The 24673-nt window shown below is 72.2% G+C and carries 21 protein-coding genes; 10 read left to right on the top strand and 11 right to left on the bottom strand.

Annotated features, from left to right (window positions below; all coding sequences use genetic code 11):
* Window positions 1-130: 130 nt before the first annotated feature.
* Both ABT158_RS08210 and ABT158_RS08215 read left to right on the top strand, forming a co-directional pair.
* Window positions 131-511, top strand: a complete 381-nt coding sequence (locus tag ABT158_RS08210) for a winged helix-turn-helix transcriptional regulator (protein WP_352352074.1) — start codon at window positions 131-133, stop codon at window positions 509-511.
* 125 nt (window positions 512-636) lie between these two features.
* Window positions 637-2463: a transketolase gene (locus ABT158_RS08215; protein ID WP_352352075.1), complete on the top strand. Its 1827-nt coding sequence runs from the start codon at window positions 637-639 to the stop codon at window positions 2461-2463.
* A gap of 5 nt (window positions 2464-2468) precedes the next feature.
* On the opposite strand, the gene ABT158_RS08220 is transcribed toward ABT158_RS08215, so the two are convergent.
* Window positions 2469-2852, bottom strand: a complete 384-nt coding sequence (locus ABT158_RS08220) for a ChaB family protein (RefSeq protein WP_352352076.1) — start codon at window positions 2850-2852, stop codon at window positions 2469-2471.
* 13 nt (window positions 2853-2865) lie between these two features.
* Complete coding sequence (locus ABT158_RS08225) at window positions 2866-3147, bottom strand: hypothetical protein (RefSeq protein WP_352319513.1); 282 nt, start codon at window positions 3145-3147, stop codon at window positions 2866-2868.
* A 38-nt stretch (window positions 3148-3185) separates the two neighbouring features.
* Here ABT158_RS08225 and ABT158_RS08230 point away from each other — a divergent pair, with 38 nt between their 5' ends.
* From ABT158_RS08230 to ABT158_RS08240, 3 genes are all read left to right on the top strand, one after another.
* Window positions 3186-3695, top strand: coding sequence for a shikimate kinase (locus ABT158_RS08230; protein WP_352352077.1), 510 nt, complete (start codon window positions 3186-3188; stop codon window positions 3693-3695).
* Window positions 3696-3707: 12 nt separating this feature from the next.
* Window positions 3708-4262 (top strand): GNAT family N-acetyltransferase, encoded by a 555-nt coding sequence (locus ABT158_RS08235; RefSeq protein WP_352352078.1) that lies wholly within the window; start codon window positions 3708-3710, stop codon window positions 4260-4262.
* A 105-nt stretch (window positions 4263-4367) separates the two neighbouring features.
* Window positions 4368-7598: a protein kinase domain-containing protein gene (locus ABT158_RS08240; RefSeq protein WP_352352079.1), complete on the top strand. Its 3231-nt coding sequence runs from the start codon at window positions 4368-4370 to the stop codon at window positions 7596-7598.
* Window positions 7599-7611: 13 nt separating this feature from the next.
* Here the strand turns inward: ABT158_RS08240 and ABT158_RS08245 are convergent, their stop codons facing one another.
* On the bottom strand, window positions 7612-9279 hold the full coding sequence (locus ABT158_RS08245) for a serine/threonine-protein kinase (RefSeq protein ID WP_352352080.1): 1668 nt from the start codon (window positions 9277-9279) through the stop codon (window positions 7612-7614).
* 82 nt (window positions 9280-9361) lie between these two features.
* Here ABT158_RS08245 and ABT158_RS08250 point away from each other — a divergent pair, with 82 nt between their 5' ends.
* On the top strand, window positions 9362-10492 hold the full coding sequence (locus ABT158_RS08250) for an alpha-hydroxy-acid oxidizing protein (protein WP_352352081.1): 1131 nt from the start codon (window positions 9362-9364) through the stop codon (window positions 10490-10492).
* Window positions 10493-10542: 50 nt separating this feature from the next.
* Window positions 10543-11649, top strand: coding sequence for a winged helix DNA-binding domain-containing protein (locus ABT158_RS08255; protein ID WP_352352082.1), 1107 nt, complete (start codon window positions 10543-10545; stop codon window positions 11647-11649).
* On the opposite strand, the gene ABT158_RS08260 is transcribed toward ABT158_RS08255, so the two are convergent.
* The 3 genes from ABT158_RS08260 to ABT158_RS08270 are packed head-to-tail and all read right to left on the bottom strand — an operon-like array spanning window position 11620 to window position 14575.
* Complete coding sequence (locus ABT158_RS08260; RefSeq protein ID WP_352352083.1) at window positions 11620-12441, bottom strand: carbohydrate ABC transporter permease; 822 nt, start codon at window positions 12439-12441, stop codon at window positions 11620-11622. The two genes, ABT158_RS08255 and ABT158_RS08260, sit on opposite strands and share 30 nt — an antisense overlap.
* Window positions 12438-13328: a carbohydrate ABC transporter permease gene (locus ABT158_RS08265; RefSeq protein WP_352352084.1), complete on the bottom strand. Its 891-nt coding sequence runs from the start codon at window positions 13326-13328 to the stop codon at window positions 12438-12440. The genes ABT158_RS08260 and ABT158_RS08265 overlap by 4 nt, the downstream gene beginning before the upstream one ends.
* Window positions 13325-14575 carry an extracellular solute-binding protein gene (locus ABT158_RS08270; RefSeq protein WP_352352085.1) on the bottom strand — a complete coding sequence of 417 codons (1251 nt, stop codon included), beginning with the start codon at window positions 14573-14575 and terminating at the stop codon, window positions 13325-13327. The genes ABT158_RS08265 and ABT158_RS08270 overlap by 4 nt, the downstream gene beginning before the upstream one ends.
* A gap of 122 nt (window positions 14576-14697) precedes the next feature.
* On the opposite strand from ABT158_RS08270, the gene ABT158_RS08275 reads away from it, so the two are divergent.
* The 3 genes from ABT158_RS08275 to ABT158_RS08285 all read left to right on the top strand — a co-directional run bounded on the left by ABT158_RS08275 (window position 14698) and on the right by ABT158_RS08285 (window position 18144).
* Window positions 14698-15453, top strand: a complete 756-nt coding sequence (locus ABT158_RS08275) for an IclR family transcriptional regulator (protein WP_352352086.1) — start codon at window positions 14698-14700, stop codon at window positions 15451-15453.
* Window positions 15450-16394 carry a sugar kinase gene (locus ABT158_RS08280; RefSeq protein WP_352352087.1) on the top strand — a complete coding sequence of 315 codons (945 nt, stop codon included), beginning with the start codon at window positions 15450-15452 and terminating at the stop codon, window positions 16392-16394. Before ABT158_RS08275 ends, ABT158_RS08280 begins: the two co-directional genes overlap by 4 nt.
* 85 nt (window positions 16395-16479) lie before the next feature.
* Window positions 16480-18144 carry a catalase gene (locus ABT158_RS08285; RefSeq protein ID WP_352352088.1) on the top strand — a complete coding sequence of 555 codons (1665 nt, stop codon included), beginning with the start codon at window positions 16480-16482 and terminating at the stop codon, window positions 18142-18144.
* Window positions 18145-18151: 7 nt separating this feature from the next.
* Here ABT158_RS08285 and ABT158_RS08290 read toward each other — a convergent pair whose 3' ends face one another.
* From ABT158_RS08290 to ABT158_RS08310, 5 genes are read right to left on the bottom strand one after another with little or no spacing between them, the layout of a single operon-like run.
* Window positions 18152-19084, bottom strand: coding sequence for a dihydrodipicolinate synthase family protein (locus ABT158_RS08290; protein ID WP_352352089.1), 933 nt, complete (start codon window positions 19082-19084; stop codon window positions 18152-18154).
* On the bottom strand, window positions 19081-20073 hold the full coding sequence (locus tag ABT158_RS08295) for an oligopeptide/dipeptide ABC transporter ATP-binding protein (RefSeq protein ID WP_352352090.1): 993 nt from the start codon (window positions 20071-20073) through the stop codon (window positions 19081-19083). The genes ABT158_RS08290 and ABT158_RS08295 overlap by 4 nt, the downstream gene beginning before the upstream one ends.
* Complete coding sequence (locus ABT158_RS08300; RefSeq protein WP_352352091.1) at window positions 20066-21997, bottom strand: dipeptide/oligopeptide/nickel ABC transporter permease/ATP-binding protein; 1932 nt, start codon at window positions 21995-21997, stop codon at window positions 20066-20068. Before ABT158_RS08300 ends, ABT158_RS08295 begins: the two co-directional genes overlap by 8 nt.
* Entirely contained in the window at window positions 21997-22956 is a 960-nt protein-coding gene (locus ABT158_RS08305) for an ABC transporter permease (protein ID WP_352352092.1), read from the bottom strand. Before ABT158_RS08305 ends, ABT158_RS08300 begins: the two co-directional genes overlap by 1 nt.
* Window positions 22953-24557 carry an ABC transporter substrate-binding protein gene (locus ABT158_RS08310; RefSeq protein ID WP_352352093.1) on the bottom strand — a complete coding sequence of 535 codons (1605 nt, stop codon included), beginning with the start codon at window positions 24555-24557 and terminating at the stop codon, window positions 22953-22955. The genes ABT158_RS08305 and ABT158_RS08310 overlap by 4 nt, the downstream gene beginning before the upstream one ends.
* Window positions 24558-24673: the final 116 nt, after the last annotated feature.

A 24673-nucleotide genomic window follows, 5' to 3' on the forward strand; every position in this document is an offset into this window, starting at 1 on the left:
GTGTGCGCCTCCTGACGGGGGCGGCCGGAACGTGCGTACGGCCACCCAAACTCTCTTGTGGTTACTGAGGAACTGTAGGAGAGTGAGCGCTGACGTGGAAGAACGCACTTTTCAGTGACTGGGGAACCTCATGGTGACCAAGCAGTTCAAGGGCTCGGACGGCGAGGCGGACCTGAGGCGGGCCGACTCCCTGGCGCGGGAGATCTTCACGGACGTCGCCAACAAGTGGGCGTTCCTGATCATCGAGGCCATCGGCGAGGGCACCCTGCGGTTCGGCGAGCTGCGCGACCAGGTCGAGGGCATCAGCCACAAGATGCTCACCCAGAACCTGCGCATGCTGGAGCGCAACGGGCTGGTCGAGCGGACTGTGTATCCGACCGTGCCGCCGCGGGTGGAGTACACGCTCACCGAGCCGGGACGGGCCCTGCGCGCGACAGTCGACGCCATGTGCGCGTGGACGCAGCGCCACCTCGGCGACATCGAGGCCGCCCGCCGCCGCTTCGACGCCTGACGCCGCCCGCGAACCACCCAGGCGAGGGAGGTTTCAACCGCCGGCAAATGGGGTCAGCTGACGTCAGACCCGAGTTAAGCGCCGCGCAGGGGGTAGGCGGCGTGAAACTCACGAGGAGGGTCTTGATGCCTGAACGCGATCTCCAGTACTTGACCGAACTGGCCGCGCAGCTGCGCGTCGACTCCGTGCGCGCCGCCGCGGCGGCCGGTTCCGGGCACCCCACCTCGTCCATGTCGGCCGCGGACCTGATGGCCGTGCTGTTCGCCTGCCACCTCAGGTACGACTTCGACCGCCCCGACAACCCCGGCAACGACCACCTGATCTTCTCCAAGGGCCACGCCTCCCCCCTTCTCTACTCGCTCTACAAGGCGGCGAAGGTCATCGACGACGAGGAGCTGCTGTCGTTCCGGCGCCGGGGCAGCCGACTGGAGGGGCACCCCACCCCCCGGCTGCCCTGGGTGGACGTCGCGACCGGCTCGCTCGGTCAGGGGCTGCCGGTGGGCGTGGGCGTGGCCATGGCGGGACGGCTGGAGCGGCTGCCGTACCGGGTGTGGGTGCTGTGCGGTGACAGTGAGCTGGCCGAGGGGTCCATCTGGGAGGCGGCCGAGCACGCCGGCGCCGAGGGGCTGGCCAACCTGGTCGTGATCGTGGACGTGAACCGGCTGGGGCAACGCGGCCCGACCCGGCACGGATGGGACACGGGGGCGTACGCGCGCCGGTTCGGCGCCTTCGGCTGGCACACGATCGAGATCGACGGCCACGACCCCGGCCAGATCGACTTCGCGCTGGGGGACGCCTGCAACACTCGCCGGCGTCCCACCGTGATCCTGGCCAAGACGCGCAAGGGCGAGGGGGTCGTCGAGGTCGAGAACCGGGAGGGCGCGCACGGCAAGGCGCTCAAGGATCCCGACAAGGCCATCGACGAGCTGGGCGGGCCGCGCAGCGTCCATGTGGACGTGCACCGGCCGGAGGGCGAGGCCGAGCCGTTCCACTTCGACCCGCGACAGGCGACGTTGCCGGAGTACGAGGTCGGCGCGAAGGCGGCGACCAGGGCGGCGTTCGGCGCGGCGCTGACGGCGCTCGGCGCGGCCCGCGGCGACGTGGTGGCGCTGGACGGCGAGGTGGCCGACTCGACCAAGACCGAGGAGTTCGGCCAGGCGTTCCCCGAGCGCTTCTTCGAGATGTACATCGCCGAGCAGCAGCTCGTGGCGGCGGCCGTCGGCCTGTCGGTGCGCGGCTGGACCCCGTACGCGGCCACCTTCGCGGCGTTCCTGACCAGGGCGCACGACTTCGTCAGGATGGCCGGGGTGAGCCAGGCGTCGATCCGGCTGGTCGGCTCGCACGCCGGCGTCTCGATCGGCGAGGACGGCCCCTCGCAGATGGGCCTGGAGGATCTGGCCATGATGCGGGCGGTGTACGGCAGCACGGTGCTGTACCCGTGCGACGCCAACCAGGCGGCGGCGCTGACCGTCGAGATGGCGGACGTGTCAGGGGTGTCCTACCTGCGCACCACCCGCGGCGAGACGCCGGTCATCTACCCGCCCGGCGAACGTTTCCCGGTGGGCGGCTCGCGGGTGCTGCGGCGCTCGCCCGACGACCGGGCCACGATCGTGGCGGCCGGGATCACGGTGCACGAGGCGCTGGCGGCGGCCGACGAGCTGACGGCGGCCGGCGTCCCGGTCGGCGTGATCGACCTGTACTCGGTCAAGCCGGTGGACGCGGCGGTGCTGGTGGAGGCCGCCACGACGACGGGCAACCTGATCACGGTCGAGGATCACCGTCTGGAGGGCGGTCTCGGCGACGCCGTGCTGGACGCCGTCAGCGAGCTCGGCCCGCGGGTGGTGAAGCTCGCCGTGACCGGGTTGCCCGGATCGGCGACGCCTGAGGAACAGCTCGCGGACGCCCGCATAGACCGCCACGCGATTGCCGAGGCGGTCAAGCGGTTGTTGTGAAGGAACTAGCGGGATTTCGCCGTGGCCTTCCTGTTGGCCTTCTTGATGGCGTCCACCAGCTCCTTCTTGGTCATCCTGGATCGGCCGCGCACCCCGAGCCTGGACGCCACGCCCTGCAAGTGCTCCTTGCTGGCGTTGGCGTCCACGCCCTCCTCGGTCCTGCCGGAGCGGTCGGTCGCGCCCTTGTCGGACGGTCCCTTCTGCCCCTTGGGCTCCCAGTGGTCTCCGACCTTCTCGAAGGAGTGCTTGAGTGCGGCGAACGCGGTCATGTGCGCGCGCCGCCCCTCTCCGTACTCCTTCACGGCGGAGTCGTGCGCCTTGATCCACGTGTTCTGTGCCTTCTTCGGCGAACGCTTGATGGTCGACGGCAGCTCGTCAACGGCTGGCATGTCGATTCACCTCCTACAGCGGCGGCTCGTCGTAGTGGCGGCGCTCCTCGTACACCGTGGTCCTGCGGGTCTCCGGCTCCTCGTAGATCTCGTGCCGGTGCACCGGCTCGTCGATCGGGCCGACCGCCCTGCGGGTGACGCTGATCCGGTAGATGCCGAACAGCAGCCCCGCCAGGCCACCGAGCATGAGGATGACGCCGACGACGTTGATGTCGAGACCGGCGAGGTCAAACTCGACGGCCCAGGTGAGGATCGCACCGAGCATGATGAGGATGATGCTTCCGGCGATGGTCATCAGATTTACCTCCTTGACACGAAGGAACCTCTATCCACATGTCGAAAAACAAACCAGTCGTGGTGATCGGGCTGATGGGATCGGGTAAGACGACCGCGGGCCGCCTCCTCGCCACAGCGCTGGGGATGCCGTTCACCGACAGCGACCCGTTCCTGGAGAAGGAACACGGCGGCACGGCGGCGCAGATCGCCGTCCGCGAGGGGGCCGAGGCGCTGCACCGGTACGAGGCCGAGCACGTGCTGGCGGCGCTGGCGGGCGAGCCGAAGGTGATCGCGGCGGCGGCCAGCACCGTGGAGGACCCCCGGGTGCGCGAGGCGCTGCGCGAGGCGTTCGTGGTCTGGGTGGACGCCGCCGACGCCGTCCTGGCCCGGCGCATGAGCTCGGGCGCGCACCGTCCCGAGTTCCAGCCGGCGGCGATGCGGGCCCGGCGCGAGGGCTACTTCCAGCAGGTGGCGGACCTGACGTGCGACGTCGGCGTGCTGACACCCGAGGAGGTGCGCGACGCGGCCCTGCGGAAAATGGGTTTGCCCGCCGATGAGCAGGACTGATACCCAGAGGGGATGTTCGCCGAGAAACCCACTTTGACGGGTGAGCGCGTCAGGTTGCTCCCGGTCGGCCCCGAGCACGTCGAGGGCCTGATCACGCTGATCAGCGATCCGGAGGTGCAACGGCTGACGGGCTCGCACGGCGAGGTCGACCACGCGGTGGCCCGCCAGTGGTACAGCACGAGGGGCGAGCACGCCGACCGGCTCGACCTGGCCATCATGGCCGGCGACGAGTACGTCGGCGAGGTCGTGCTCAACGAGCTCGACCGGCACAACCTGTCGTGCAACCTGCGGATCGCGCTGATCGGCGCCCGGGTCTTCGGCAGGGGCTACGGCACCGAGGCGATCGAGCTGGTGCTCGGCCACGCCTTCGCCGCCACGCCGCTGCACCGCGTCGGCCTCGGCGTCTTCACCTTCAACGACCGGGCGCGGCACGTCTACAAGAAGATCGGCTTCGTGGAGGAGGGCGTGCAGCGCGACACCCTGCTGTGGGAGGGCGAGTGGCACGACTCCGTGACGATGTCGGTGCTGCGGCCGGAGTGGCAGTCAAGATCCAGAAGCCTGGCATAATGATCATGACGCATGGGTCCCCCGAGGCGCGCGGGGGACCTGTGGTCGTTCACCGACAACCAACGGCCGGTCCGGCGCATCTAAGCATCAGTGACGATGCGCTTGGTGCCTGGTGATCCCGAGAGGCTGGGCGGCTTCTGGCTGGCCGCCCGGCTCGGCGCGGGCGCGCGCGGGGTGGTCTACGACGCCTACGACGACGAGGGCCGCCGCTACGCGGTGAAGGTGCCCCGGGTCGAGGTCGAGCCGGTCGCGCGGGTGAGCTGCCCGCACCTGGCGGAGGTGGTCGCGTCCGGGGTCGATCACGGCATCCCCTACGTGGTGAGCGAGTTCGTCGACGGGCCCGACCTGCGGCAGGCGGTCGAGCGGCACGGGCCGTACCGGGGCGCGGAGCTGGCGGCGCTGGCGGGCGCGCTGGCCGGGGCGCTCCGCGCGCTGCACGCGGCCGGGCTGACCCACCGCGACCTGCGGCCGGAGAGCGTGCTGCTGGCGGCGGGCGGCCCCAGAGTGATCGACATGGGGGTGGCGGTCGGCGGGTCGCTGGAGGCGACGTGCACGTACCTGGCCCCCGAGATCCTGACTGGCAGCGGCCACGAGACGGCGACGGACGTCTTCTCCTGGGGGGCCGTGGTGCTCTACGCGGCCACGGGCGGCGATCCGTTCTCCGGGCGGAGTCTCGGCGCGGTGCTGCACCGGCTGCTGACCGTCGATCCCGACCTGAGCGCCCTGCCCGACGGGCTGCGCGAGCTGGTCGGGCGGGCGCTGTCCAAAGATCCCGCCGCCCGCCCCGCGGCGGAGGAGCTGCTGGTCGAGGCCGACCCCGCCGCGTTGCGCCCGCCGGCGGGCGTGGCCGGGCACAGGTCGCTCGGCGAGCTGGCCGAGGGCGTCTACGCCGGGCTCACGCCGCGCCAGCAGGAGGCGGTGCCGGGCCTGCTGCTGCGCCTGATGGACGGCGACGATCCGCACGACGAGGGCGGCGTGCTGGCCCCGCTGATGGACGCCGGGCTGCTCGTACGCCGCAGCGTGCGGGTGCCGCCGACCGAGACCCCGGTCGGCAAGCTCGTGGCCGTGCGCGACGACCGGGTGGCGCCGGCCAGCGCCGCGCTCTACCGGGCCTGGCCACGCCTGCGCGGCTGGGTGGCCGACGAGCAGGACGGGCTGGCCGTCCACCGGGAGCTGCGCCTGGCGGCCGACCGGTGGTCGCGTCACCGGCGCGGGCACACGTACCTCTACCGGGGCGACCGGCTCGACACGGCGCTCGGCTGGGCCGCGGCCAAGCGCCGCCACCTGCGCCTCAGCCAGCTCGAACGCGACTTCATCGGCGCGAGCGTGGCCATGTCCAAGCAGCGCAGGCGGCTGCTGCGGCCCTCGATGGCGACCCTGGCCGCCGCCCTGGCCGTCGCGGTGTCGATGTCCGCCGTCTCGCTCAACGGCGAGCGGGAGCTGCGCGGACACCTCCTGGAGGCCAACGCGCGGGCCGTGGCCGCCCGCGCCGAGGCGCTGCGCTCCTCCGACCCGCGTACGGCGATGCGGCTGAGCGTGGCGGCCTGGCGGCTGTCGCCGGTGTTCGAGGCACGGGTGGCGTTGCAGGCCTCGCTGGCGCAGCCGGAGCTGGGCGTGTTCACCGATCCCGCGGCCGACGAGCGGGCCGGCTACCTGCTGCGCGGCGACGAGCTGGTCAGGTGGCGCGACCGCACGCTGACCGTCTGGGACGTGCGCAGCGGCCGGCAGCTCGCCGCGCACGCGCTCCCCGAGGGCAGCGCCGCGCTCAGCGACGACGGCCGGTACGCCGAGAGCCCCGGCGGCCAGCCCGTCGAGGTGGCCACCGGCCGGGCCCCCGCGACCGGGACGTACACGATCACCAGCGGCAACCGCACCCGGGTCTACCGGGGCGCCGAGGTGCTGCTCGACGTGCTCGACCGCCGGGTGGCGGTGTCCCGCGACGGGAGCCGGGCCGCGGTCTCCGACCTGGACGGGCGGGTCGAGCTCTGGTCGCTGCCCGGCCGGGCCAAGGAGCGGGAGTTCACCGTCCGGCCGCAGACCGGGCCGGACCGGTCGGCGCCGCCCCTGTCGTTCAGCCCCGACGGCCGCACGCTGGCCGTCGCGGGCCGCGACGGCGTGACCCTCCTCACGCCCGGCGCCGAGCCGCCGCGGGACGCCGCGACCGGCACCGCCGCCACCACGTTCGCGGCGGAGGCCGGCGACGCGGAGATGCCCGCGGACGGCTCCGCCGGCACGCCCGTGTTCAGCCCCGACGGCAGCCTGCTCGCCCTCCCCGGCCGGGACGAGGTGCGCCTGTGGAGCGTGGCCGACCGGCGGCTGGCCGGCGCCTACCGCTTCCGCGGCGACCAGCACGGCGACCTGGCCTTCTCCGCCGACGGCCGCACCCTGCGCTACCTGAGCGGCCTGGGCTCGGTCGTCTCGCTCGACGTCTCCGGGCTGCCCGCGCCCTCCTCCGGCGTCCGCACCGCCGCGCTGTCGAGCGACGGCCGGGTGGCGGCCAAGGACGTCGGGAACGCCATCAGGCTCACCGACGTGGTGGCGCGCAAGCCGCTGGCCGAGATCGCTGCCACCGGCGACGTGGCCTTCGACGCGACGGGCAGGCTGCTGGCCGTGGCGGGCGACCCGGTCACCGTCTGGGAGGCGTCGGGCGGCAGGAGGGTCACCGTCATCGACGCGGGCGGCGACGTGCCCGCCGTGGCCCTGTCCCCCGGCGGCGACACGCTGGCCACCGCGCGCGGCCGGCTGCTGGAGACCTGGGACGTGCGCTCCGGCCGCCGGATCAGGGCCTACGAGGGCGCGGGCGACCTGGCGATGGCCTTCAGCCCCGACGGCTCGACGCTCGCCTCCGGCACGAACCTGCTCGACCTGCGTACCGGCGAGGTCACCCCGCTGGCCCCGGCCGCCGCCCGGCCCACCGCGCTCGCCTTCTCCCCCGACGGCCGCACGCTGGCACTCGGGCTCGGCGGCGGACGCGTCGAGCTGTGGGACGTCCGCGGGCGCGAGCGGGCCGGCTCGGTCGAGACCGGCCCGGCCCCCGTACGCGACCTGCGCTTCTCCCCCGGCGGCGACCTGCTCGCGATCGACGCGGAACGCACCTCCCTGTGGGACGCCGGCACGCTGCGCGAGGTCGGCCAGGTCGGGTCGTGGGCCGAGGGCCTGGCCTTCAGCAAGGACGGCCGCAGGCTGCGCGGCGTGGCGGCGGACGGCAGCGTCCGCGAGAGCCCGGTGGACCCGGCGCTGACGGCGCAGGAGGTGTGCGCCCGCGCGGGCGGGCCGCTCAGCCAGGACGAGTGGAGCCGGCTGATCCCGGAGAGCGGCTACCAGGGCGGCTGCTGAGCCGGGCGGCCGGTCAGGAGGCGGGGTAGGTCTTGAGCACCCTGCCCTGGGGGTCGGCCACCAGGTAGCCGGTGCGGTAGGCGTCGCTGAGGTAGACGAGCAGCACCTGCCTGGTGCTGGTGAAGACGAAGTCGGGATCGACGATGAGGTAGCGCGCGGTGGGCTTGCGCACCCCGAGGACGCTGCGGGCCTTGTCGAGCAGGCGGGGCAGGGCGTCCCAGTTGTACTTGGCCAGGTCGACGACCGGGGTGCGGACGGTGGAGCCGGTGCCCTCGCGGGTGGCCCTGCCGTCGCGGTAGGCGTAGCGGTCGTAGACGGCCGGGTCGCCCTTCACGGGGGCCTCGGCGGAGATGTACGTCGGGTAGACGACCATCCGGACGACCTTGGTGCCGCCCATGACCGGCTTGAGCGCCTTGATCGCGGCGCGGATGCCATCGGCGGTGAGCAGGTTCTCCGGTTGCGGCTCCGGTTCCTCGCTCGCCTTCGGCTCCTCGACGTCGGCGGTCTCCACCGGGGTGACCTGCGGCGTGTTCGACTGGGTCGGCTCCGCCGCGCCGCGCACGCCGGGCAGCAGCGTGTAGACCAGCACGCCGGTCACCGCCAGCGCGCCCACGGAGGCCGTCACGGCGGCGATCGGCGAACGGCGGGCGCGGCGCGGCGCCATGGTGCCGGCCTGCGAGAACGACGGCTGCGGCCCCCAGGGCTGCGGCGCCCCGGGCGGCACGGTGGCCCCGGACGGCGGGCCGTGCTGGAGCGGCCCCGGCGACGAGGGGGCTTGCTGGAACGGGCCCGGCGACGAGGGGGCTTGCCGGCCCGGGCCCGGGGCGGGGGGCGGGTAGGCGGGCGGGGCCGAGCCGGGGTCGGCGGCGGCGGCGAGCATGCGGTCGAGGGTCTCGGCGTCGGGACGGCCGGCCGGGTCGCGGCGCAGCAGCGCGCCGAGCACGGGACCGAGCGGCCCGGCCCGCTCCGGCGGCGGCACCTCCTGGTTGAGCACGGCGGCCAAGGTCGCCAGCGTGGTGCTCCTGCGCAGCGGGTGGCGGCCCTCGACGGCCACGTACAGCAGCATGCCGAGCGACCACAGGTCGGAGGCGGGGTCGCCCTCGTGCCCGTTGATGCGCTCGGGCGCCATGTACTCGGGCGAGCCGATGAACGACCCGGTCGCCGTCAGGCTGGTCGACTCGCGCACGGCGGCGATGCCGAAGTCGGTGAGCACCGAGCGGCCGTCCTCGCGCAGCAGCACGTTGGCGGGCTTGACGTCGCGGTGCTGGATGCCGACGGCGTGCGCGGCGCGCAGCGCGGACAGCACCTCGCGGCCCAGCCGGGCGGTCTCCCAGGGCGTCATCGGCCCGCGCGCGAGGCGGTCGGCGAGCGAGCCGCCGGTGACCAGCTCCATGACGATCCACGGGTAGCCGTCGCCGCCCGGGTCGACGATGTGGTGGATGGTGGCGACGTGCGGATGGTTCAGCCGGGCCAGCGCGCGGGCCTCCCGCAGCACCCTGGCCCGCAGCTCGCGGGCGGCCTCGGGGTCGTGCTCCTCGAACGCGGGATCGGGCGGCCGGACCTCCTTCAGCGCGACCTCGCGGTGGAGGGCGGTGTCCCAGGCGCGCCACACCAGGCCCATGCCACCGCCGCCGAGCCTCTCGGTCAGCTCGAAGCGGTTGTCGATCACGCGTTTGTGCATGGGAAGCAGCGTAGGGCCGCCTCGTGGTCGCCGTCATCAGGGTGGTCGCGGCGGGGACGGGCGGGCTGGTTGGATGGGCGCCATGAACGCAGGCGATCACCAGCTCGGCATCTACCTGACGGGCATGCTCGAAGGCCGTACGCCGGAGCTGACCACCGATCTGTCGGCCCTGGAGGCCGCGGCCGGGCGGGTGCTCTCGCCCGAGGCGCTGGGCTACATCGTGCCGAGCGCGGGCAGCGGCTCGACCGCGCGGGCCAACCTGGAGGCGTTCCAGCGGCGCCGGATCGTGCCGCGGATGCTGCGCGGCGTCGCGCGGCAGCGTGACCTGTCGTGCGAGGTGCTGGGCACGCAGATGGCGGCGCCGGTGCTGGTGGCGCCCATGGGGGTGCAGACGCTGGCCCACGAGGAGGGCGAGCTCGCCACCGTGCGGGCCGCGGCCGCGGTGGGCGTCCCGTACGTGCACTCGACGGCCGCCGCCCACGACTTCGAGCAGGTGGCGGCGGCGGGCGGGGACGCGCCGCGCTGGTACCAGCTCTACTGCCCGACCGACCGGGACGTGTGCCTGAGCTTCCTGCGCCGGGCCAGGGCGACCGGCCACTCGGTGCTGGTGGTCACGCTGGACACGACGCTGCTCGGCTGGCGTCCGGCCGACCTCGACCGCGGCTACCTGCCGTTCCTGGCCGGCACGGGCATCGCCAACTACCTGAGCGACCCGAACTTCGCCGGGGTCGAGAACCCGGTCGCCCACTGGGCGGGCATGTTCCCGAACCCGGGCCTGAGCTGGGACGACCTGCCGTTCCTGCGCGACCACTGGGACGGCCCGATCGTGCTCAAGGGCATCATGAGCACCGAGGACGCGCGCCTGGCCGCCGAGCACGGCGTCGACGGGATCGTGGTGTCCAACCACGGCGGCCGCCAGGTCGACGGCGCCCTGGCCGCGCTCGACGCGCTGCCCGGCATCGCCGAGGCGGTCGGCGACCGGCTGACGGTGCTGTTCGACTCGGGCGTGCGCACCGGGGCCGACGTGGTCAAGGCGCTCGCGCTGGGCGCGCGGGCCGTGCTGGTCGGCCGTCCCGTGCTGTACGGGCTGGCGCTGGGCGGGCAGGCGGGCGTCGAGCACGTGCTGCGCTGCCTGCTGGGCGAGCTGGACATCACGCTCGCCCTGTCCGGCTACTCCGCGCCGGACGAGCTGGGCCCCGGCGCGCTCGCCTGAGTGCCCATCGAGGTCAGGAAGTGACCGCGATTACCCCTACCTTTGTCCCCATGGATCCCCTCATCTCCCAGCGCGCGCTCAACCGGGCCACGCTCGACCGGCAGCTGCTGCTGCGCCGCGGCGGCGGCAGCGTGCAGGAGGTCGTCGAACGGCTCGGCGGCCTCCAGGCCCAGACCCCCCACACCTGGTACGTCGGCCTGTGGAACCGCATCGAGGGGCTCAAGCCCGAGGACGTCTCCGGCCTGCTGGCCGGCCGGGAGCTGGTGCGGATCGCGTTGCAGCGCTCCACCATCCACCTGGTCACCGCCCGCGACTGCCTGGCCATGCGGCCGCTGCTGCAGGCCGTCACCGAGCGCATGACGCGTACGACGTTCGGCCGGCGGCTGGCGGGCGTCGACCTGGAGGAGCTGGCCGCGACCGGGCGGGCGCTGCTGGAGGAGCGGCCGATGACCTTCGCCGACCTCGGGCGGGCGCTGGCCGAGCGGTGGCCGGAGCACGACCAGCAGGCGCTCGGCCAGGGCGTGCGCTGGCTGCTGCCGCTGGTCCAGGTGCCGCCGCGCGGGTTGTGGGGCAGGAGCGGACCGGTCGCGCACACCACCGCCGAGTCGTGGCTGGGCCCGGCGGAGGTGCCGCCGATGACGCCCGCCGAGCTGGTCCGGCGCTACCTGGCCGCCTTCGGCCCGGCCTCGGTGCAGGACGCGCAGACGTGGTCGGGCCTGACCAGGCTGGGCGAGGTCGTCGAGTCCATGGACCTGGTCCGCTTCAGGGACGCCGCCGGCCGAACCCTGTACGACCTGCCGGAGGCCGTCCGGCCGGCCGAGGACGTCCCGGCCCCGGTGCGGCTGATGTACGACTTCGACAACCTGTTCCTGTCGCACGCCGACCGCTCGCGGGTGATCAGCGAGCGCGGCGCGGCCGTCATGCAGGGGTCGTTCATGGGCACGAACGTGATCCCCCGGATCATCCTGGTGGACGGCGTCACCGCCGGCGACTGGACGGTGACCAGGGCCAAGGGCGTCTCCACGCTGAACGTCCACCAGTGGACGCCGATCGCCGGGCTGGAGGAGGTCGAGCGGGAGGCGCGGCTGCTGCTGGAGTTCCTCGCCCCCGACGACAAGCACGACGTCTCAGTCCTTGACCGCCCCTCCAAGCCCTGACACGAGCCGCCGCTGCACCGCCACGAAGAAGATCAGCACCGGGATCGTCATCAGCGTCGAGGCCGCCATGATCCCGCCCCAGTCGTTCTCGTCGGGCTTGAAGAAGACGAGCAGCGCCGCGGGCAGGGTCTGGTTGTCCTTGGCCGAGACGATGAAGGTGCGCGCGAAGACGAAGTCGTTCCAGGTGGTGATGAAGGAGAACACGCTGGTCGCCACCAGGCCGGGCGCGACCAGCGGGAACAGGATGCGCCACAGCACGGTCGCGCGTCCGGCCCCGTCGATCATCGCCGCCTCCTCCAGCGCCTCCGGCACCCCGGCGACGAACCCGCGCAGCATCCAGATCGCGAACGGCAGCGTGAAGGCGAGCTGCACCACCACCAGCGAGGCCAGCGTGTTGAGCAGGCCCAGGTCCCGGACCACGAAGAACAGCGGGATCGTCAGCGCCTCGACCGGGACCATCTGCGCGACCAGGAACATGATCAGCACGGTCGTCCTGAACCGGAAGGCGAACCGGGTCACGGCCACCGCCGCGAGGAAGGCGACCCCGGCCGACAGCACGACCACGACGAGCGCCACGATCGCGCTGTTGAGCAGGTAGCGGGCGAAGTTCTCCCCGGTCAGCACCCGGACGAAGTTGTCCAGCGTCGGGTGCGACGTCCAGGGCCTGACCTCCAGCGACTGGATCTCCCCCGCGGGCTTGAGCGCCGACAGGACCATCCAGTAGAGCGGGAACGCGGTGAGCAGGGCGACCACCAGCGCGACCGCGTCGGGCAGAAGACGTCGTCGGTTCACAGGCGTTCCCCACTGCGCCGCAGCGCCCGGATGTAGAACAGGGTGATCACCAGCAGGATCAGCGTCATGACGACGGCGACGGCCGAGCCGAGTCCGTACTCGGAGGAGCCGAAGGCGATCTGGTAGGCGTAGACGTTGAGCACGGTGTTCTGCCCGGCCACGCCGCCGCCGTTGGTCATCACGTAGATCTGGGTGAAGAGCTTGAAGTCCCAGATGACCGACTGGATGACCACGATCGTGACCAGCGGCCGCAACATCGGCACGATGATCCGCCAGAACCCCTGCCAGGCCGAGGCGCCGTCGAGCGCGGCGGCCTCCAGCACCGAGGCGGGGACGGCCCGGATGCCCGCGTACAGGGTGATCATCACCAGCGGGAACGAGTGCCACACGACCGTCGCGCCGACCACGCCGAAGGTGACCCACCGGTCGTAGAACCAGTTGTACCCGTCGATCCCGAGCACCTGGTTGACGAGGCCGAGGTCGGCGTCGAACAGGAACATCCACACGGTGGAGCCGGTCATCGCGGGGGCCGCCCACGCGCCGAGCGCGGCCAGCGACAGGGCCGTCCTCGGCAGCGGCCCGGTCCTGGTCAGCAGCACGGCCAGGGCCGCGCCGACCGCCAGCGTCGCGACGACCAGCGCCGCGGCGAACCCCACGGTCTGCGCCAGCACCTCCCAGAACCGCCGGTCGCCGAGCAGCGCGGCGTAGTTGCCGAACCCGACGAACGTGCTCGGCTGCCCGCCGCTGACCTGCGCCTGCCGGTAGTCGAAGACCGACAGCAGGCCCAGCATGTAGACCGGATAGCCGAACATGGGGATCAGCACGGCCGCCGCGGGCAGCAGGTAGAGCCAGGGGCGCCCGCGGCGGACGCTCGTACCTCGGCTCACGAGCGGCCGAAGGCGGTCTTGACGGCCGCGGCCGCCTCGGTGGTGGCCTGCTCGACGGTGGACTGACCGGTCGCGACCTTCTGCAGCATCGTGGGGATGACCTTGCCGTTGTCGATCTTCACCCAGGCGGGGTCGATCGGCACGAACCGGGTGCCCTTGGCCACCGTGTCCAGGAACGGCTTGACGAACGGGTCCTTGGCCGCCAGCTCGTCGCGGGCCGAGGTGAGCGTCGGCAGGTTGCCCATCGCGTCGTACATCTTGGCCTGGTACGTCTTGCCGCCCAGCAGCTTGACGAAGTCCGCGGCCAGGGTGCGGTGACCGGCGTTCTTCAGCACGCCCAGGTTGTTGCCGCCGGCGAAGGCGGGCGCGATCGAGCCCTCGGCCGCGCCGGGCAGCGGGACGACGGCGTACTTGCCGGCGGCCGCGCCGGCGTCCACGGCCGAGCGGCTGAAGTTGCCGAGTATGCCCATCGCGGCCTTGCCGCCGGCGAACAGCTCGACCGTCTTGCCGCCGGTCAGCGAGACGCACGCCTGCGGCGGGCAGATCTCGTCGGTCAGCAGGTCCGTGTACGCCTTGACGCCCTTGCGCGACTGCGGCGAGTCGAGCGAGGTGATGTCGCCGACGGCGTCCCAGACGAAGGGCAGGGCCCCGAAGGTGTACTCGCCGCCGACGGCTATGCCGTACAGGTCGGGCTTCTTCCTGCGGATCGTGCGGGCGGCCTCGGTCAGGGCGCCGATGGACGTGGGCGGTTTCAGGCCGAGCTCGTCGAAGACGTCGGTGCGGTAGTAGAGGGCCCGGATGCCGATGAACCACGGCAGGCCGTACTGCTTGCCCTGGACGGAGGCCGACTTGACCAGGTCGGGGGTCAGGTCCAGGCCCTTCAGGTCGGCGGTGAGGTCGGCGAAGCCGCCGGCGGCGGCGTACTCGGCGAGGTCGGTGTTGCCGTACTCGGCGACGTCCGGGGAGCTGGCCGGGTCGTTGAAGGCGCCCTTGAACTTCTCGTGCCGGGCGGGGGTGGTGGGGATGTAGGTGACCTCGACCTTGACGTCCGCGTGCGCGGCGGTGAACTCCTTGATCGCCTCGTTGACGACCTTGTCCTTGGGGGCCCGGTTGGGCTCGTCGAACAGCCAGACGCGCAGCGTCCCCGTCCGCTCGTCGCCGCCGCCGGAGGCGGGAGCGGTCGAGGGCGCGCAGGCGGCCAGCGTGAGCAGGGCCGTTCCGGCCACGGCAAAGTAAAGAAACTTCACTATTACCTCCTGCGCAGACACTAGGAATTCGTCCTGGAGTCGAGAAGACCTGTCAGGAGATGTTGTGCAGTGCACAACAGGGTGCTGCATTTCGCGAAATTTCATCGAATATGGTGACTTGCGTGCCTGACCGCAACCAGTCCGCCTCCCTCCGGCGCGCCCTGGCCGTCCTGGACCACGTACGCGGCCACACCGGCCTGTCGCTCACCCAGCTCGCCGAGGCCGTGGGCCTGTCCAAGAGCACGGTGCTGCGGCTGACCGTCCCGCTCGTGGAGGCCAGGCTGCTCGAACGCGACCGCAGGACCGGGGCGTACCGGCTGGGGCACGGCACCCTCCAGCTCGGGCAGGCGTACCTGGCCACGCTGGACCTGCGCGCGGTCGCCGCCGAGGAGTCGCACCGGCTGATGAGCGAGGTGCGCGAGACCGTCCACCTGGTCGTCTACGACCACCCGCACGTCGTTTACATCGACAAGGTGGAGAACGAGACGAACGTGCGCATGGCCTCGCGCATCGGCAGCCGCGGCCCGGTGCACGCCACGGCGGTCGGCAAGGCGATCCTGGCCTGGCAGCCGGAGGAGGCGCTGGCCGGGCTGGCGCTCGACCCGATCACCAAGCACACCATCACCGACCCCGACCGGCTGCGCGCCGAACTCACCCACGTCCGGCGGCGCGGCTACGCGGTGGACGACCGCGAGAACGAGCCCGAGGTGCGCTGCGTCGCCGCGCCGATCTTCAACCACAACGACGCCGTCGTCGCCGCCGTCTCGGTCTCCGGGCTCACCTCGCGGATCACCGCCGCGCGGGTGCGGGAGCTCGGGCCGCTGGTGGCCGGGGCGGCGTCGCGGATCTCCAGAAAGCTGGGCAGGCCGACCACATGACCGAACTGGTGACCTTCGGCGAGACCATGGCGCTGTTCTCCGCCCGGCGTACCGGGCCGCTGCGCTTCGCCCGCGACTTCGACCTGGGCCTCGGCGGCGCCGAGTCGAACGTGGCGATCGGCGTGGCCCGGCTGGGCCACCGGGCGACGTGGGCCGGACGGGTGGGCGACGACGAGTTCGGCGACCTGATCCGGGCCACGCTCGCCGGCGAGGGCGTGGACGTGCGCGCGGTCACCGACCCGGACGCCCCCACCGGACTGATGATCAAGGGTCGGCGCACGGCCGACCTGGTGGACGTGCGGTACTACCGCAAGGACAGCGCCGGCTCCCGGCTGCGGCCGGCCGACCTCGATCCGGCGCTGATCTCCTCGGCCCGCGTGCTGCACGTCTCCGCGATCACCCCGGCGCTGTCGGCGTCGGCCCGGGAGACCGTGGCGCACGCGATCGCCGTGGCGCGGGCGGCCGGCGTGCTCGTCTCGCTCGACGTCAACTACCGGCGGGCCCTGTGGACGCCGGAGGAGGCGGGCGCCTGGCTGCGGGAGACGATCGGCGGCGTGGACGTGCTGTTCGCGACCGTGCCGGAGGGCCGCCTGGTCGCCGACGTCGACGACCCGGCGGAGCTGGCCAAGGCGCTGGCCTCGCTCGGGCCCTCGTACGTGCTGGTCAAGTCGGGGTCGGCGGGCGCGCTGGAGCTGTCCGGCGGGGTGCTGCGGCGGGCGCGGCCGTACCGGGTGACCGAGGTGGACCCCGTGGGCGCCGGGGACGCGTTCGCGGCCGGCTGGCTGGCGGACTGGCTGGCCGGGGCAGCGCCGGAACGGCGGCTGGACAGCGCCTGCGCGGCGGGCGCGTTCGCGGTGACCTCGCAGGGCGACTGGGAGAGCCTGCCCCGCCGGTCCGACCTGGGCCTGCTCGGCCGGACCGCCGACGACGTGAGCAGGTAGCCGCCCGAGGACGAGGTTTTGCCCGTTTTCGGCCCGTTCTTGAGGGCAGCCGGGGAAGATCTCGTCCGGGGAGAGGAACAGTGCGATGACAGACGTCTCCAGCAAGGGTCCGCAGTCGAACGACGAGCGCGAGGTGCTCACCAACCGACAAGGGCATCCCGTCTACGACAACCAGAACCAGCGGACGGTCGGCCCGCGCGGACCGGCGACGCTGGAGAACTACCAGTTCCTGGAGAAGATCAGTCACTTCGACCGCGAACGCATCCCCGAACGGGTCGTGCACGCCAGGGGCGCGCTGAGCTACGGCTACTTCGAGGCGTACGGCAAGATCGGCGACGAGCCGGTCAGCCGCTACACCAGGGCCAAGCTGTTCCAGGAGGCCGGCAAGCGCACCGACGTGGCGCTGCGCTTCTCCACCGTGATCGGCGGCCGCGACTCCGCCGAGACCGCCCGCGACCCGCGCGGGTTCGCGATCAAGTTCTACACCGAGGACGGCAACTGGGACCTGGTGGGCAACAACCTGGCCGTCTTCTTCATCAGGGACGCCATCAAGTTCCCCGACGTCATCCACTCGCTCAAGCCCGACCCGGTGACCTTCCGGCAGGACCCGAACCGCATCTTCGACTTCATGTCCCAGACGCCCGAGTCGATGCACATGCTGGTCAACCTGTTCAGCCCGCGCGGCATCCCCGCCGACTACCGGCACATGCAGGGATTCGGCGTGAACACCTACAAGTGGGTCAACCAGCAGGGCGAGACGTTCCTGGTCAAGTACCACTGGATGCCCAAGCAGGGCGTGCGCAGCATGACCGCGGCGGACGCGGCGGTCGTCCAGGCGGGCGACCTCGGGCACGCGACGAAGGACCTGCACGACGCCATCGAGCGCGGCGACTTCCCCGAGTGGGAGCTGCTGGTCCAGCTGATGAGCGACGAGGAGCACCCCGAGCTGGACTTCGACCCGCTCGACGACACCAAGGTGTGGCCGGAGAACGAGTTCCCGGCCAGGCCGGTCGGCCGGCTGGTGCTGAACCGCAACGTCGAGAACCAGTTCGCCGAGAACGAGCAGGCCGCCTTCGGCACCGGCGTCCTGGTGGACGGCCTCGACTTCTCCGACGACAAGATGCTGGTCGGCCGGACGTTCTCCTACAGCGACACCCAGCGCTACCGGGTCGGCCCGAACTACCTGCAGCTCCCGGTCAACCAGGCCAGGAACGCGCCCATCAGGACCAACCAGCGCGACGGCCAGATGGCGTACTTCGTCGACACCGGCGGCGAGGACCCGCACATCAACTACGAGCCCTCGCTGCGCGGCGGCCTGCGCGAGGCCGAGTACCCGACCCTCGACGAGGAGGGCCCGGTCATCAGCGGCCGGCTCATGCGCAGGCGCATCCCGCGGACCAACGACTACAAGCAGGCCGGCCAGCGCTACCTGCTCATGGAGCAGTGGGAGCGCGACGACCTGGTGCACAACTTCGTCGACGCGCTCAGCCAGTGCGACCGGCGCATCCAGGAGCGCATGGTCTGGCACTTCCTGCTCGTGGAGGACGACCTCGGCCTGCGCGTCGGCGAGGGCCTCGGCATCACCCCGGACGACGTCGCTCACCTGGAGCCGCTGGCGAGCCAGGACCTCACCGACGAGGACCGGGAGCGCCTGGTCAAGCTCGGGCGCAACGGCCCGCGCGACGTGGAGGGGCTGAAGATGACCCACTGCGTGCCGAACGAGCGGGCCGCCCACGCCGACGGCCTCTGAACGGCGGCTACAGCAGCCCGGCGGCGGCCAGCAGCTTGCCGATCCGGCCGGTCTCGTCGTCGTTCAGCGGGATCTGCGGCAGCGCGGTGAGCGGGCAGTCGATGACGCCCCGCAGGTGCAGGGCGGCCTTGAACGCGCCCAGCCCCGCCGAGCTGCCGCCCATGCGGCCCGCGCCGACCCGGACGATCTCGAACAGCCTGACCAGGCGTTCCTGCTCGGCCCTGGCCGCCTCCCAGTCGCCGCGGGTGGCGGCCCGGTACAGTTCGGCGTACCCGTGGGGGTCCACGTTGCCGAGGCCGGGCACGACGCCGTCGGCGCCCATCCACAGCGCGGAGTCCACGGTCACCTCCGACCCGGTGAGCACGCTGAACGGCGCCCGGCGGCCCAGAATGACCTGGCGCAGCCCGCCGTCGTCGCCGCTGGAGTCCTTGACCCCGGCGAGCGCGCCCTCGGCGGCCAGGTCGAGCAGCAGGTCGGCGCCCAGCTTGGTGTGCACGCTGACCGGCAGGTCGTAGGCGTAGACCGGCAGGCCGACGCGGGCGGCGATCGTCCGGAAGTGGGTGCGGATCTCCTCGGGATGGGTGCGCGTGTAGAACGGCGCGGTCGCCACCAGCCCGGACGCCCCCGCCGCCGCCGCGACGCGGGCGTGTTCGAGCACCCGCGGCGTGGTCATGTCGATCACCCCGGCCAGCACCGGCACCTGGCCGCCCACGTGCCCGACGACCGTGTCCAGCACCACCCGCCGCTGGGCGTCGGTCAGGTAGGCCACCTCCGAGGAGGAGCCGAGCACGAACAGCGCGTCCACCCCGCCCTCCAGCAGGTGGTCCACCAGCCGGGTCAGGGAGGCGGCGTCCACCTCGTGGCCGGGGGTGAAGGGGGTGCAGACCGGGGGGATCACGCCGGTCACCGTCGCGGCCCCGGCGACATCGGGATCTGTCATGAGTGCTCCTGGATCAGCTCTAGGTCGGTGGCTCCGGCCGCCACCGGGTGGTGGCAGTGGAAGAGGTGGTCGTCCCCGGCCCGCGTGGCGGCGGGCATCTCGGCCGCGCACAGGTCGTCGGCCCGCCAGCACCGGGTGCGGAACGGGCAGCCGCTCGGCGGCCTGGTGGCCGACGGCACCGCGCCGACCAGCGGGATCGGGGTGATGGGCGAGATCAGCCCGGGGGTGGCCGAGAACAGCGCCCGCGTGTACGGATGCCTGGCCCGCCCCGGCACCGACCGCGCGGGCGTCTGCTCGACGATCCTGCCCAGGTACATGGTGACCACGCGGTCGCTCATCCGGCGCACGGTCTGGATGTCGTGCGAGATGAACACCATCGCCAGCCCGAGCCGGTCCTTGAGGTCGAGCAGCAGGTTGAGGATCTGGGCGCGGACCGACACGTCCAGGGCGCTGGTGGGCTCGTCGGCGACGACCAGCCGCGGTTCGAGCGCGAGCGCCCTGGCCACGGCCACCCGCTGCCGCTGACCGCCGGAGAGCTGGCCGGGCAGCGCGCCGGCGACGCCGGCGGGCAGGCCGACCAGGTCCAGCAGCTCGCGCACGCGGGCCTCGCGCTCGCCGGGGGTGCCCCGGCGGTGCACGTCGAGCGGGTCGCGCAGGATCCGCCCGACCGGCAGCCGCCGGTTGAGCGCCGTGGACGGGTCCTGGAAGATCAGCCCGACGCCGCCGCCGACGAGCGCGCGCCGCTCGTCCTGCGTCAGCGTCCACAGGTCGCGGTCGTTCAGGCGCACGGTGCCCGAGGTCGGCCGCTGCAGCCCGACCAGCACCTTGGCCAGTGTGGACTTCCCGCAGCCCGACTCGCCGACGATCCCGACGGTCTCGCCGGGCGCGACGGTCAGCGAGGCGGCGGTCAGGGCGTGCACGCGGTCCCGCGCGAACAGCCCTCCCGAGCGGGCCTTGTGCACGACGTGCACGTTGTTCAGCTCAAGCACGTGTCTCACTCCCTGCGAGTTCGACCGCCGGGTGGTGGCAGGCCACCGCGTGCCGCCTGGCCTCTCCGGCCAGTACGGGGGTCTGCGTACGGCACACGCCGGTGGCCATCGGGCACCGGTCGGCGAACCTGCACCCGGCCGGGAAGTCGGCGGGCGCGGGCACCACGCCGGGGATCTGGGTCAGCCGCTCGGCCCCCGACTCCAGCGACAACACCGAGCCGAGCAGCCCCCGCGCGTAGTGGTGGGCGGGCTCGCCGACCAGGGCGGCGGTGGCGCCGGTCTCCACGATCTGGCCGCCGTACATGACGACGACGCGGTCGGTGACGTCGGCGACCAGGGCCAGGTCGTGCGAGACCAGGATCAGCGCGAACCCCAGCTCCTCGCGCAGCCGCAGCAGCAGCTCGATGACCTGCGCCTGGACGGTCACGTCGAGCGCGGTCGTCGGCTCGTCGGCGACGATCAGCTTGGGGTCGCGGGAGAGCGCCATCGCGATCAGCACCCGCTGCCGCTGGCCGCCCGACAGCTCGTGCGGGTAGGCGGACAGGGTGCGGCGGGCGTCGAGGCCGACGAGTTCCAGCAGCTCGGCCGGGGTGCGCCGGCCGCCCCTGCGGGTGAGCTGCCTGAGCTGGGCCCTGATGGTCATGGCCGGGTTGAGCGAGGACAGCGCGTCCTGGTAGATCATCGCCATCTCGTGGCCGAGCAGGCGGCGGCGGGCCCGGCGCGGCAGCGCGAGCAGCTCCTTCTGGTCGAAGCGCACGTGCCCGCCGACCCGGGCCTGGCGCGGTTGCAGGCCCATGACGGTCAGGGCGGTCAGCGACTTGCCGCAGCCGGACTCGCCGACCAGGCCGACGACCTCGCCGGGCCAGACCTCGAAGCCGACGCCGTCCACGATGTCCACGCCGGCCTCGAAGCCGATCCGCAGGCGTTCGACGCTGAGGATCGGCTGCCCTTCCGGCCGCGGGCGGGCGCGTCCGGCCAGCCGGCGGGCGGCCTCGGCCAGGCCGGGCAGCTCGACGACCTGGCCGGTGCCGGGGACGGCCTGCTCGTAGGCGTCGTCCTTCCTGGGGGCGGCCCTGCGTACCGGGGCGGCCCAGGCGTCGGAGATGCCCTCGGACAGGATGTTCAGGGCCAGCACGGTGACCAGGATCAGCAGGCCGGGGAAGACCGTGGCCCACCAGCCGCCGAGCAGCACCAGGTTCTTGCCGTCGGCGATGACGCTGCCCCACGACGGGTTCGGCGGCCGTACGCCGGCGCCGATGAACGACAGCGACGCCTCGAACACGATCGCGTCGGCCACCATCACCGTGCAGAACACCAGCACCGGCGCCGCGCAGTTGACCGCGACGTGCCTGAGCACGATGTACGACGTGCGCGCGCCGATGACGCGCTCGGCGGCCACGTAGTCCTCGCCGTACTGGGCGATCACGTTGGCCCGCACGACCCTGGCCACGGACGGCATGTAGAGGAAGGCCATGGCCATGACCAGCACCGGGATGCTGCCGCCGAACACCGCGACCAGCACGGCGGCCAGCGCGATGCCGGGGAAGGCCATGATCACGTCGAGCACGCGCATGACGGTCTCGTCCACCACCCGGCGGGAGGTGGCCGCGACCGCGCCGACGACCGCCCCGGCGACCAGGGCGAGGCCGGTGGCGCCGAGGCCGATGATGAGCGACCAGCGGGCGCCGTACAGGAGCCGGGACAGGATGTCGCGGTTGGCGCTGTCCAGGCCCATCCAGTGCGCGGCCGACGGGCCGCCGCCGGCGGCCTCCTGGAAGTACGGCGAGTGCGGCGCGATCAGCGGCGCGAACAGGGCGGCCAGCACGACCAGGACGACGACGGCGACCGCCGGCCACGACGCCGCGGGCAGCCGCCGGAGGGCGACGCCGGGCCTGGACAGGCGTTCGGTGAGTCCGCTTCTCATCAGGCGGCACTCCTCAGGCGGGGGTTGACCAGCAGGTAGAGGATGTCGACGACCAGGTTGACCACCATGAAGCCGATCGCGATGGTGAGCACGACGCCCTGCACCACGGCCGGGTCGCCGTCGCGCACCGCGTTGATCATGAGCTGGCCCATGCCGGGCAGGCCGTAGATCGTCTCGATGACCACCGTGCCGCCGATCAGGTAGCCGATGCGCAGGCCGAGCACCGTCAGCGGGTTGATCAGCGCGTTGCGCAGCACGTTGCGGCCGACCACGACGATCATCGGCAGGCCGCTGCCGATCGCGGTGCGCACGTAGTCCCGGTCCAGCTCCTCGACCATCGACGTGCGGATGATGCGGGTGAGCTGGGCGGCGATCGGCAGCGACAACGACAGCGCGGGCAGCGTCATCGACTGCAGCCAGCCGGTGAGGGAGTCGGCGGGGTTGATGTAGCCGCCGGTCGGGAACAGCCCCTGGCCGACCGCCAGCCACTGGATCATCAGCAGCGCCAGCCAGAACGCCGGAGCCGCCACGCCGACCAGCGACACGACCCGGATCGCCTGGTCGGGCCAGCGGTCTCGGAACAGCGCCGCGGTCACGCCGAACACCAGCGAGAGCACGATCGCCACGGCCAGGCCGAGGAACGTGAGCTGCAGGGTCAGCGGCAGCGCGGTCGTCACCGACTCGACGACCGGCTTCTTGGTGAGCACGCTGGTGCCCATGTCGCCCTGGGCGAGGTCGGCGACGAAGCGCACGTACCGCAGCGGCAGCGGGTCCAGCAGGCCGTTCTCCTCCTGGAAACGGTGGATCTGCTCCGCCGTGGGGTTCGCGCCCTGGAAGTAGGCGTACTCGGGCTTGACGCCCGAGAAGCGCATCACGACGAACACGAACGCGACCACGCCCAGGACCAGCGGGATCAGGATGAGGAGCCGCCGCAGCAGCATCCTGAGTACGAGCGTCATGTCCTCTTGGCCTGCAGCAGATTGATGCCGGGGTACGGCTGGGCGCGGATGCCGGAGAGCTTCTTCGGGTCCCAGGCGGTCATCAGCTCGTTGTGGACGACGGGATAGAGCACGGCCTGCTCGGCGACCAGGTCCAGATATTTGTGGATCTGCTCGCTCTTCTTGGCCTTGTCCGTCTCCTTGACGGCCGCGTCCATCATGGCGAACAGCTTCTCGGCGTCCTTGCTGCCGTCCCAGTGGCTGTACTTCATCCACAGGCCGCCGGGCACGTAGTTGTAGTGCAGGATCAGGTCGGCGTCCATGCCGAACTGGTTGGGGTTCGAGGCCGCCGCGACCACCTGGTAGTCCTGGAACTGGTCCATCTTGGTGAACAGCGCGGCCGTGTCCTGCGGCTCCAGCGTGGTCTTGATCCCGACCGCCTCCCAGGAGGCGGCGATGGTGGGCAGGCAGTCGACGATCCAGCTCACGTTGACGGCCATGAGGTTGACCGTCAGGTTCGTCACCCCCGCCTCCTTCAGCAGCGCCCTGGCCTTGTCGGGGTCGTGGTCGTAGACGACCGAGGCGCGCCGGTGGTCGGGGTGGCCCTCGTTGAGGAAGGAGCTGGAGGCCGTGCCGTGGCCCTTGAGCGCCACGTCGATCATCTTCTGCTTGTCGATGGCGTAGTGCAGCGCCTGGCGGACGCGTACGTCGTCGAAGGGCTTGGCGGCGGTGTTGAACATCAGGAACATGTGGTTCATGCCCTTGCCGCCCTCGACCGTGAGGCCCTGCTGCTTGAGCTGCTCGACGTTGGCGTACGGGATGTTGTCGGCGATCTGCGCCTCGGCCGAGCCGCCGGAGATCTTGGCCACCCGGGCGGAGGCGTCCACGATGGTCAGCCAGTTCATCTTCTTGACGGTGGCCGGGCGGGAGCCGTTGTAGCCGTCGAACGCCTCGAAGGAGGTGTTGGATTTGGGGTTGTGCGCCGTCTGCTTGTACGGCCCGGAGCCGACCGTCATGCCGCTCTTGGCCTTGTCCCACGCCCCCGGCTGGCTGAACACGTGCTTCGGCATGATCTTGGCGATGGTCAGCCGGGGCGCCGCGTCGGGGAAGGGGAACTTCAGGACCAGCTCCACGGTCCGGTCGTCCACCTTCTTCACCTCCTGGAGCCAGGGCTTGAAGAAGTTGCCGGTCAGCACGTTGTCGGAGCCGAGGATGCGCTCGAAGGTGAAGACCACGTCGTCGGCGGTGACCGGCTGCCCGTCGTGCCACTTGGCGCCCTCGCGCAGGGCGAACGTCCACGACGTGGCGTTCGCGTCGGCGGGCAGCGCCGTCGCCAGGGCCGGGTACGGCTCCCGGGTGATCGGGTCGGTGTCGAGCAGCCCTTCGTAGACGTGGATGATCCCGGCCATCGCGAACGCCGACGCGGTCTGCGTCGGGTCCCAGCTCTGGTCGTTGCCGTAGCCGATGACGGCGGTGATCAGGTCTTTGTTCGATCCGGCGCCGACCGAGCCGGTCGAGGCCGGGCCTCCGGAACAGGCGGAGAGGGTGGCCGCGATGAACGCCGCCGCACCCGTGGCCCCGCTGTAGCGCAGGAAGTCACGGCGGCTGAACTCAGAGCTCACGGATGCCTCCTGGGGGGAAAGGTAGAACGTAGGACATCCCATGTCCTATCTTGTGCGTAACGTGGACGCTAAACGCCAGAGCGTCTTGAGGTCAACAGAGGATTTCCGGAATGTTA

This window comes from Nonomuraea sp. NPDC001636 (genome assembly GCF_040298265.1).
Taxonomy (GTDB): Bacteria; Actinomycetota; Actinomycetes; order Streptosporangiales; family Streptosporangiaceae; genus Nonomuraea.